The organism is Vibrio sp. 10N.222.47.A9 (assembly GCF_963872585.1).
Lineage (GTDB): Bacteria > Pseudomonadota > Gammaproteobacteria > Enterobacterales > Vibrionaceae > Vibrio > Vibrio splendidus.
This window is the reverse complement of sequence record NZ_CAWNBB010000077.1, coordinates 1-10,708: the sequence shown is the minus strand read 5'-3', so window position 1 is coordinate 10,708 and position 10,708 is coordinate 1. Positions and strand designations below refer to the sequence as shown.

Annotated in this window: 9 protein-coding genes and 1 pseudogene; 5 read left to right on the top strand and 5 right to left on the bottom strand. The window is 39.7% G+C overall.

Translation table 11 applies throughout. The features are described from left to right. Positions 1-115: 115 nt before the first annotated feature. From AACT19_RS22590 to AACT19_RS22575, 4 genes are all read right to left on the bottom strand, one after another. The gene (locus AACT19_RS22590; RefSeq protein WP_076648896.1) at positions 116-544 is read right to left on the bottom strand and encodes a DUF2787 family protein; all 429 of its coding nucleotides are present in this window, start codon (positions 542-544) and stop codon (positions 116-118) included. Between the two features lie 267 nt (positions 545-811). Next, positions 812-1,291 carry a hypothetical protein gene (locus AACT19_RS22585; RefSeq protein WP_076648895.1) on the bottom strand — a complete coding sequence of 160 codons (480 nt, stop codon included), beginning with the start codon at positions 1,289-1,291 and terminating at the stop codon, positions 812-814. 131 nt (positions 1,292-1,422) lie between these two features. Beyond that, positions 1,423-1,716, bottom strand: coding sequence for a hypothetical protein (locus AACT19_RS22580; RefSeq protein ID WP_242658971.1), 294 nt, complete (start codon positions 1,714-1,716; stop codon positions 1,423-1,425). Between the two features lie 102 nt (positions 1,717-1,818). Continuing rightward, a complete protein-coding gene (locus AACT19_RS22575; RefSeq protein WP_076648893.1) occupies positions 1,819-3,045 on the bottom strand; it encodes a site-specific integrase in 1,227 nt (408 codons plus the stop codon). 668 nt (positions 3,046-3,713) lie between these two features. Here AACT19_RS22575 and AACT19_RS22570 point away from each other — a divergent pair. From AACT19_RS22570 to AACT19_RS22550, 5 genes are read left to right on the top strand one after another with little or no spacing between them, the layout of a single operon-like run. Beyond that, a complete protein-coding gene (locus AACT19_RS22570; protein ID WP_076648891.1) occupies positions 3,714-4,406 on the top strand; it encodes a helix-turn-helix domain-containing protein in 693 nt (230 codons plus the stop codon). Continuing rightward, positions 4,406-6,139: a thiamine pyrophosphate-binding protein gene (locus AACT19_RS22565; protein ID WP_076648889.1), complete on the top strand. Its 1,734-nt coding sequence runs from the start codon at positions 4,406-4,408 to the stop codon at positions 6,137-6,139. The genes AACT19_RS22570 and AACT19_RS22565 overlap by 1 nt, the downstream gene beginning before the upstream one ends. Before the next feature lie 9 nt (positions 6,140-6,148). Then, positions 6,149-7,351 carry a multidrug effflux MFS transporter gene (locus tag AACT19_RS22560; RefSeq protein WP_076648887.1) on the top strand — a complete coding sequence of 401 codons (1,203 nt, stop codon included), beginning with the start codon at positions 6,149-6,151 and terminating at the stop codon, positions 7,349-7,351. After that, positions 7,348-8,133, top strand: a complete 786-nt coding sequence (gene budA / locus AACT19_RS22555; RefSeq protein WP_076648885.1) for an acetolactate decarboxylase — start codon at positions 7,348-7,350, stop codon at positions 8,131-8,133. Before AACT19_RS22560 ends, budA begins: the two co-directional genes overlap by 4 nt. Continuing rightward, entirely contained in the window at positions 8,111-9,052 is a 942-nt protein-coding gene (locus AACT19_RS22550) for a hypothetical protein (RefSeq protein WP_076648883.1), read from the top strand. The genes budA and AACT19_RS22550 overlap by 23 nt, the downstream gene beginning before the upstream one ends. A gap of 166 nt (positions 9,053-9,218) precedes the next feature. Here AACT19_RS22550 and AACT19_RS22545 read toward each other — a convergent pair. Further along, positions 9,219-9,460, bottom strand: a pseudogene (locus tag AACT19_RS22545) (helix-turn-helix domain-containing protein). Positions 9,461-10,708 lie beyond the last annotated feature (1,248 nt).

Sequence of the window (10,708 nt, the reverse complement as noted above, 5' to 3'; positions counted from 1 at the left end):
AATACGTGGATTCCATATAAGCAATGGGAGCAGTTAACCACTTAACAACCAAGTAAACTCGTTAAAATTAGCTATCCCTCACTTGATGCTTTCAACTTGATTGTTTAGTGATGGACTAATCCACCGTGACTTTTATCTCATCAAAGCAGTCCATTCCGATGTAGTTTAGGAAGTTGGTTTCCCACATCGAATAGAACTCAGCGACACTGGCTTCAGTAATGGAAACTTCACCCATGTATCGGATGTAAGCTACTCCATGACCAAAATCAAAGTCTATTTCTTTCTCTAGTTCAGGCATCAATCCGCAGTAACTAAAGTCAGTGATGTAATCGAAAACCCATTGGTCATTAAGCCTAGTGATACGGATTTCCACAGGATGGTAGCCACCACTCTCAGGACAGTATGATTTTTCTCGAAAGTTAATCACGACTGATTGGATCATGGGTGTCCATTTACCTGAATCGGTGATCACTCGGTTTAAAGTATCTTGAAGATCCACACTGACAGGTAAAGTCAGCTTATTCTTTGAAAAGAATAGTTTCATAATAAATTCTCTTTTTAGTTTGTTAGGAATGCACTCTTGTGTAGTGCGCGGTATGAAAACTAGGAAATGGCTTGGTTCGAGGTGAGTATTCTGATCTCGTCATTAACTCTTCCAGTGATAACTCAAGAAATTTGAAATCCGTCGAGTGGTGATATCAGTGGTGACTGTATTACTCATCGTTCGTTGGCGTTAATCACCTGATGAAGTAAACAGGTTACAACTCATCGACCTAGCAAATTTCTTCTGTCGTCTTACTGTCTGGTAGGGTTATTTTTTCTTAGATGTGGTTTGAGATTTGGCGAGTGCCAGTAATGCACTTTTCTTATCTTCGAAGTCTGTTGAAAGTACATGTAAGTAGCGTGATGAATCAGTCTTTGATGCTAAACCTAAGTCCCGAATTATTACAGAACAGAACGAATGGTTGTTTGCTGAACCTCCATTAAACAACTGCTTGTACAGCTGACTTTTCCATGGTTTATCTTTCTGCGCTTCTATAAGTTCAAGCATGGTATTTACGGATAGCCACTCTTTTGAATGAAGTCCTGAGCCACCTTGCTGCCCTACAATCCTGAAGTAGAGTTGCTTTTCTTCATTATGCAACGCCACTTCGTACAAAACCTTGCCAGTCCCTGCTAGTTTCGATGCTGCACCTGTTAATACGATTTGATCGAAATGATTAATCTCTTGGTGCTGATCATCTTGAGTGTCAGCATTAGGGAAGTCTGGGTCTACTTTGCGTTGGTTCATAGATAATCTCCTGTCGGTAATAATGCGAAATATTGCGGTGTGAGTGACGACTAGCTATCAACGTGAGCGAGTAGCGTCTGGATTGGATGAAGTTGAGAGGTAGAATGCCCGGCTAGGTAACAGCCTGAGCCTTAGTCGTTAAGTACACCTAACGCTATGACCATAGAGCCGATAAGCAGCACGTACTCTGGGTGATTAGTGACGAAATCAATCAGAAGCTTGGTTTGTTCATCCATATGATCGAGGTCTTGATTGGTATCGCTCTCATCGAACAAAATCAGAGTGATGTCTATTTCGTCCCAACTTTTCTCTAACTCATTTAAATCTCCATCTGTCACTTCAGCTAAATGACCAATTAGATTTTCCTTATCAGAGTTCGCCATTTTCAATGCCATTAATTCCGTAAAAGTTTTTATTACTTGCATGTATTTTCCCTTATTCCAGATACGAAAAAGCCCCTACTAGCGAGAGCTGGTAGGGGCGTATATATAATTCTTATATATGTTTGATTTTAAGGTTAAAACTATCTAACTGATGCGGTGTGCCAGTCTTGGTGCCTGTTCTTTCAATACCGAAGACAAAGTGTCCGAGCTATTGAGCAGTTTTTGTTGGGAATGTTTTACATACCTTTGGGTGCTACTCAAGTCTTTATGATTCATAAGACGCTGCACCGTTAAAACATCAACACCATTCTCGATTAAATTTGTAGCGAAGCTATGACGTGCCACATGAAAACAAACTTCATGCTGATTCTTGATACCTGCCCTCTCCTTGATACGCGTAAAGGCATTACGCGGTTGTGATATGTAGCTTCTCTCCTTTCGACCAAAGAACACGTATGGGTTGCCTTTCTGCCTCATGTTTAACAGCTCCCGGAATAACTCAACCATGAAGGGTGTTAGTGGCACCGTCATACTGGAGCCGTTCTTGGTACTTTCTACAAACATGGTTTTATCGATCAGACTGATATCTTTCCATTTTCTGGTGCGCAGCTCAGAATCCCTACACCCAGTAAGGAAAAGAAGTGCTATGAAGTTTCCGGTTATACGGCAATAGTAATCTCGTGATGTACGTATCACTGCTGCTGTTTCTTCCATGGTTAAGTAACGAGTCCTCATGTTATCTGGATTGATAAGCGAGACCTTATCGCCGATATAGGGGATGTCTAAAAGGCGATATGCTTCCTTTAGGATCGTTTTCATCAAGGCAATAGTACGATCGACCGTGGCTGCTGCGTACTTCTTACCGGGGCGGTACTCAGTTGCTAATAGCTTTGCTTGAACTTGATGAAGATGGACACCTGTTATCTTATCGATAGGCTTCGTATGTAGGTGCTTCCAGTGCTCAAACCTCGCAATATCATCACGCCACGTTTTCTTACCTTTACTTTTCTTAGAAACAATAAAGGTGTCGTGAAAGAAGTCGTATAAGGTCGGTACTTGAGTTTCGACTTGCTTATCTCTTTCAAGTTTCGGGTCGATACCATCCGCGATTTGTACCTTTAACTTACGCGCTTTATTGCGAGCAGTAGGCAAATCCATATCGGGCCATGGGCCAATGGCAATACTGGATTTTCGCTTTAAAATTGGCGAAATAAACCGCAGCAAGAAGCGCTTTTTTCCAGATTTGCCGATAAGCAATTTCAAGCCCTGCACTTCGGTATCAGAGACTTCATTGTTGGTGGATTTAGACCGTCTATCGTGGGGCGGAATGTTGTTAAGTTTAGTTGGGGTAAATTTGAATAGTTTACTCATGTGAATACCTCAGTGGTTAACCAAAGGTATTTATATATGTTTTCAAGTTGCACAGGAGCGGAAGACTTTAGTTTGAGTTTGTGACTCGTTTTTGCCCCTAAATCGCTTAGACCAAATACTCTACAAAACTTAGGGGCGTGCTTCTTCCCTACCAAATCTAATCCGGTTTTCAAAAAAGTCAGACAATAATCTGTTTGCGTTTAAGTTGATTAAAGTCGTACTTCGATGACACCGTTGGAGTTATACACAGGGTGAGGTAGTGAACATTTTTTAATCAAGTGACGTTCGGTTTGACGCTCACATTTAGCGGTGCTCATATACTTCCTTTTTAGGGAGCGCATCATGCACATGACCACCGCAACAAAGCCAAGTTATGGCGGGGAATGAAACAGCATGAGTGTGCAAAATGGTGAATATATCTATTTTATTAAATTGTAACTAAGTGTAAATTTAGCGTGTTTTAATAGTTAACATATCTAGGAAGTGTCTCGTAATCATCTTGGCGTCATCGCAGAAAAGTGCTTTGCCAAAACTTGTGATCAAAATTCGTACTAACGGCATAACATATATTGAAAAGAGAGCGACTCGCTCCTTTGGTATTTTGCTTGTTACTACAAAGTTTGGTCAATAACGATGGCCCAAATGATTGATGAACACAATGTAGATTTGTGCTCGGAGGAAAAAGTATTAATAGCTTTGAATACTATCAGTCAAATCCGTTAATTCGGTTTGATGAAGGTTTTTTATTGGTAAAAGATAGAAATCATCAATTGGTTGCCTGTAACTCATGCTTTTTGAATATGTCAGGATTTGCATCCGTAGAGCATGTTCTGGGTTTGACAGATGATGATATGCCTTGGAAGGAATTTTCTGAAATTTATCAATCTCATGAAAGGGATATATTATCGGGAAGTCAATACGATCTTTTCGAGCCTATTGTTGACTGTAATGGGAAGAAATATAACCTTCATATTAGAAAGAAAATAATAAAAGATATAAATGGAAATAAGTCAGGGATTATTTCACATGCGATGATATTTGATTATCGTTATGGAACAGAAATTATTAAATTTTCCTCAAACTGCTATACCGTCAGTCATGGAGGAAATATTGAAGAATTAAGTCGGAAAGAAAGAGAAGTCGTCTTTCTATTTTTGAATGGATATAAAAGGAAAGAAGCATCGAACTATTTATCTATTTCACCGAGTACATTTGATTCTCATATTGTATCAATAAAAAACAAACTTAATTGTGACTCAAGCCATGACCTTATTGTAAAAGGGTTTCAGCTTGGGCTTAAGAAAAAAATTCCAGAATCAATTTTAATGGAGGGAGGCTTTTATAAGCCTAAAGGAAATTAATGGATATTTGTATTGTTAATGAAGAAATAGAAGTTCCTGCTCAAGTTTCGACAGGATCAAGCTTTATACTTGAAGCGCTCAAAGAAAAAAACATTCGTCATATTTTCATGTTGCCGGGAAAAATGGTACAGCCATTCATGCAAGATTTAACAAATATGAACGTATTAGCGCCTATTATTGTGACCCATGAGGCCAGCGCAGGCTATATGGCAGATGCGTATGCTAGGGTGTCTGAAGGCATTGGGGTCGCTTTATCCATTTCAAGCCCTGGTGCGTTGAATTTATTGCCAGCGATTGCTTCCGCTCGTGCAGACGGTATCCCCATTCTTGCTTTGAGCGGAGATGTACCAACGACTTATGAAGCGAAAGGTGCGTTTCAAGATGGCTCTGCATTAGGGACCAATGATGTCGCCATTTATGAACCTGTCACAGGCCTAGCTGCAAGGGTTAATCGGGCGGAGCGGCTACCAGATTATCTCTCTAGAGCCTTTGAGCGCTTGGGGCTACCAAATAAAGCCCCTGCTTTTTTACAGATACCGTTGGATGTGCAAACAGCGACGATAACAGGAGAACACCGACTTCCTGAATTACCAGAATATTCTATCGCTGCTGAGGCATCAGTTGTCGACATGGTGTTAGAGAAATTAAAATCACCAACTTCTAAAAGTATATTGCTCGTTGGACCTGAAGCGAGAAAACGAGGCTTTGCTGAAAAAATTATTCAGCTAGCTGAAAACTTGAATGTTCCTGTTGCGGCAACCTTAGATGCCAAAGGTACGTTCCCTGAAGATCATCCGCTATATCTAGGTGTTTTTGGTTTTGCAGGGCATCAACGAGCAATGGAAGCATTGCTTAACCAACCTATTGATCATGTCGTGGCATTTGGGGTTAATTTTGACCAACGCTCTACGCTCTGCTGGACAGATGAGCTTGCAAGGGGAGCTGAGTGGTTTTGTTGTTCAGTGAAGTTAGGGCAGTTTTACACCGCGCCAGTTGGCAAAAAAGTCATTGCTTCACCAGAGTTGTTTGTTAGCCAGTTACTGGAAGCGGCTCAGTCAACGCAGAGTGTCAAGCCTCTAAAAAGTTTATCATGGTTAAACTCGGTGCTATCGGTCCCCTTATACCCTGATGAAGATCACCAAAGTACTGCTGCTGGAATTCATCCGGCAAAGGCAATTTTAGACTTGAGACAGTGTGCGCCAAGAGAGAGCATAGTGTCGGTTGATTCTGGCAGCCACCGAGTTTTTTGCGCGCACTATTGGCAAAGTTATGAGCCAAATCAGTATCTTACATCAGCCAGTACGGCTCCTATGGGGTGGGCGATTTGTGCAGGTATCGCCGCTAAATTGGCTCATCCACAAGTCACCAGCTTAGTGATTACGGGTGATGGTTGCATGTTGATGCATGGTAATGAGATCCAAACAGCAGCAAGATATAACATTCCAGTTGTGTTTGTTGTACTCAATAACAGTGCTCATGGTGGTATTCATGTTGAGGCTCAGAAGCATCAAAGCTTTGCTCCTGAATTGACCCAACTTCCCACCCATGATTGGAAAAAATACGCAGAAGCATTAGGGTTAATTGCGTATCAAGTCGATGATCCTGAATCACTGTCTTCGGTATACCAGGAAGCATTGGCTCTTGATGGCCCCTGTTTAATTGATGTTATTTGTCGAGATGATGCAACAGTGCCAAATTCTTATTATGTAAAAAATAATATCAACTCTTTATAGTAAAATAGTATGAATAAAAAATATAATGAACGCATCTTGCTGGTCATATTAACGATGATGAGCATGATGGGGTTAGTCGCATCTGATATATATATTCCTGGGTTACGAACACTTGCGGATGATTTAAATACAAGTACGAATTACGTCCAGTTAACAATTGGTGTTTATTTAGCGGGTCTTGCTTGTTTCCAATTAATCTATGGCCCTCTTTCTGATCGTCTGGGTCGTAAGCCTATTATTTTATTTGGGGTTGTTATTTATATTATCGCCTCATTGGCTGCTATGTATATTAACTCAATTGAGCAATTGATTGTCGTGAGGTTTTTTCAGGCGAGTGGTGCGTGTGCAGGGCTCGTGGTTGGAAGAGCAATTATATCTGATTTGTATAGCAGGGAGCAGTCTGTTCATGTCTATAATATTATCTACCCTATGGTTGCGGCCTCTCCGGCGATTGCACCTTTGATGGGTGGTTATATTATCGAATATTTTGGCTGGCGTTATTCTTTCCTATTTGTTTTTACTTTTGGGGTTATATTAGTTCTGCTTGTCTTATTTTTCTTTCAAGAAACAAATATAAGAAAAGAATCTTCTGAGGGCAGTCTTCGTAGTATTATGTACGATTATTATTCGGTTGTGAATAATGGCAAGTTTTGGAAGTATATATTGTGTGTCTTGATGCTGTATGGAACTTGGTTTACTTTTTTGACTCAATCGTCATTTATTTATCACGATTTGGGCTACACAGAAAAAGAAATTGGTTATTTTTATATCCCGCTGGCCTTCATGATTTATGTGGGATCTCGGATCAGTAAATTGATGACAAATAAGATTGGTATTGATAGTACGTTTTTTCTAGGGCTGGTGATTTTTTGCTTTGGGGCAGGGGCGTTGTTCTTATCTTCTTATTTTTCAGAGATTACGTCGGCGGCTCAATTGATTGTGCCAATGGCACTATTGGCCACGTCTAACGGTATTGTTTTGACGTTGGGTATTTCATCTGCTGTTAGTTTAAATGCGGAGAAATCTGGCAGCGCATCTGCTGTGGTTGGCTTTTTACAGATAGGCTTCTCCTCATTGTGTGCTTCCTGGTTTGGGTATTTATTTGAGATCAGCCCGATGTCAATGGCATTGGAAATCTTAACGCTGTCTCTAATTTCTTTTTTTGGTTATCTGGTTATCCACAAATTTACGGCAAGGGCTGTTGTAGCATGAATAAAATTATCACCATCACTCTGTGTTCTGTCTTATCTTTTCCTGTTTTTTCGTCTGAAAGTCAAAGAGTTATCTATCAAGCCGGAGTGACAGGAGCAACGTTAACGGGGGCCTATGAGGGCTCGACAACTTACGAGGAATTAAAGAGTCATGGCAACTTTGGCCTAGGAACCTCTAATGGTATTCAGGGGGAAATGGTTCTTATCGATCATGAAATGTTCATCACTGAGAATGGAAAGGGGGAAACGATGCGTCCCTCGATGAAGACGCGAACTCCATTTGCAATCGTGACTGATTTTAATCCTGACACTATTTTTAATGTAACGAAGGTAAGCAGCAAAGAAAAGTTTGTTGAGCTTTTTCAGCAGAGATTTAACAACGATAACTTATTTCAGGCAATAAGGATTGATGGGGATTTTAAGGCGATTCAATTTAGAAGTATTGTAAAAGATGCGGATAATAGTGAAAAAAACCTGAAAAAATACATAGAGAAAAATCAAATTATTAATGATCTTAAAGATATTAAGGGCAGTCTTGTTATTTTTAGGTCTCCCAAATTTGCTTACCCTATGACAGTACCGGGATATCATATTCACTTTATATCATCGGACCGAAAGTCCGCAGGGCATGTTTATGATTTTAATATCAACAGTGCTCAAGTTTCTGTTCAAACAATATCAACCTTTAACATTAACCTTCCAACAAATCATGAATACATAATGCATGATGTTGAACGTGTTGATAATAAAGTTATCAATCATGTTGAGTCTGGTATTAAATAATGATGGTGGATGGTGTGATATGGGAGTGAATCTTCATCTATCCATCATATTTTTTCTTTTAGGGTGTGGGAGTAATGCATCCCATGCCTTGGAAAAATATCGTGATAGTACCGAAAAAGTCTTTATTCACTATTTTCTTCCATTAGCAATGCTATTTTTAGTGTCGTTAAAGGAAGTAAATGTGGGGGCTGCGCTTGGGTACTCTGGGGTTTATTATTTGCTTGCTTTAGCCTTTATGATCTGCGTGAATGTATTTTTTAAGCGGCAGAAAGCTGTTGAACAGGGCGAAGCATTGAGTATGGCTTTTAGTGCTAGCTTTTCTAATTTGGTTTTGGTCGGAGTACCTTTATTTCTTTGGTTAGACGAAAGTCTCTTGATTAGTTTGATCTACATGATTATCCCTTTGCATTCGATCGTTTTGTTTCTTTTTGCCTCCTTGATGAAAGCGGCTCAGAATCAGGGTAATCAGCGATGTTTGAGTATTCAGAGCATTCCGTTTTTGTCGTGGGCGATGCTAGTAGGCGTTGTATTGTCACAGTTACATGTATGGGATGGGGTTGATATGGAAAATGCTAAGTCCTATATCGTGAATACATTACAGCTAGGCTCTATTTGGGTGCTGAGTTCTCGTTTAACACGGGGCAAGTTTGATTGTAATTGCTTCAAGTCAGCAGTGTCGATGACATTGGCAAAAACGATAGTGATGCCAGCGTTTTTCTTCATTGCTCTGGTTCCTTTTTCTTTCTCTATGGCGGTTCAAATGGCAATGTTGGCAGGACTACCAATTGGGTTGAATACCATGGGGTTTACCGTAGGTGCTAGCCATGAAATGAAGCAAAGCCTTTCTTTAGCGTTGGTGATATCCACTGTACTTTCGCTGCTCTTTATTCCAATTATGTTTTACTGTTTTCAGTTGTGATATTACTGCCTTTATACTGCATTCGGTTAATAAGAGGGCAGTAAAGAAGGTGGTATTTTTATTGTGTATTGAGATTATGATGTGTTTGAGGTCATGATGCGTATTAGGCTAATAAGAGCAAAAAAACGGGTGCAGTTCCTTTCGGACGACGACTTCCGGTGACCATTTAGGCCGTCGCCGTGAAGGGGCTTTGTTGAAACTCCCGACTTGTGCTCCTGTTTAATTTTTTACTGAAGTTGCCTCTATTGATACCCAAGATTCTAGCGGCCTTTGATTGGTTGCCGCGTGGGTTATCAACTCAGTAAATAAGATTTCAAGCACAGTGGGCGTTATCCAAGACATATCTGGTGTTGCTGATTTGCTATCAAAACAAGTTGGTTGTAATTCTTCTCGGATAAGCTTTTTCAATTGATTCTTATTGGTAGGAGGTCATTCAAATTGGTTGGATTCTACGGGTAGTGAGAAGATTATCTCGATTAATGATTAAACGGAGTTTAACGAAAATCCACTTGACCCGCACTTTAACCTAACCTCTTTCCGGTACAATTTGATGCATCGTACTAGATCTTTACAACTAGCTTTACCATACCTGTAGTTATTCATTAATTGCTAATTTAACAAAACCACTGACACAGAAATGTCCAGAAACGTGCTAAACCACCTGAAGGTATTACCATCCGGTACATTTTAAGTTAAGCAACTCTCCAACTAACATGGGACTCCTCAGCTTTCCTTTATGTTTTCAAGTTGCACAGGAGTGGGAGTTATTAGATAGAGACTTGTGGCTAGTTTTGTCCTCTAACTGGTTCATTCAAAAAACCAACGTTCTTAATTAGCTATTTTTTTGGTTGTAAAGCGGTATGAAAACATCTAAAACCGAAGCTAAGATCACTTAATAAGGTCTGAGGGCTATTTTTGATAGCTAACATACCTAATTGAATAATGAATACATATCTTTAGATGTTAAACGTCATTGAATGACGAAAGTTAGATTTTGTACTAACCTATTGTGAATGAATAATAAATTATGTTTTGTTAGAGGAGGCAAACCTACAGAATGGAATTGGATGATGATCAGGTAATGTATCTCTTTGAACAATATTTAAAATGTACTCCAGAGCAAAAACAGATCTTATCTGAAGAGATTTTCAAAGTATTCTTGGAGAAATCTCGAACTAATGATGATCAGCACCCACAATACTGGAAACCTCCTAGCTAGTTGAACATAAGTGACATTATGTAAGTAGTCGAGTTACCTTAACTGTACTTCAACTATCAGGGAACAATCCTTAGCTGTCCTTTTGCCATACGACAGTAGCATGACAGTACCTTTTCTATTTTGCTGTCTTGAACATCTAGCCATCGAGCCTTGAAGATATTCCAAATTGAAAACACAGTAACGCTTTTCGGTTTGCTGCTTTGACCGTAGTGACTAGTAAAACTTAGGTTCTGGTTTTGCTGTTCTATGTTGAAGTTGGACAGGAAGTTGTCAGTAAAGAAAAGATAAAAGAAATTAAGAAGGGATATTTTGAAGTGTGATGGAGGTTGTATTTTCACATATTCTGAATATAGAAAAGCCCCGATAAAAATCGAGGCTTTTCATAAAAATTCTTTACAAATCAGTAACTTAGGAAGTTTTGAATCCGTCGTGTATAC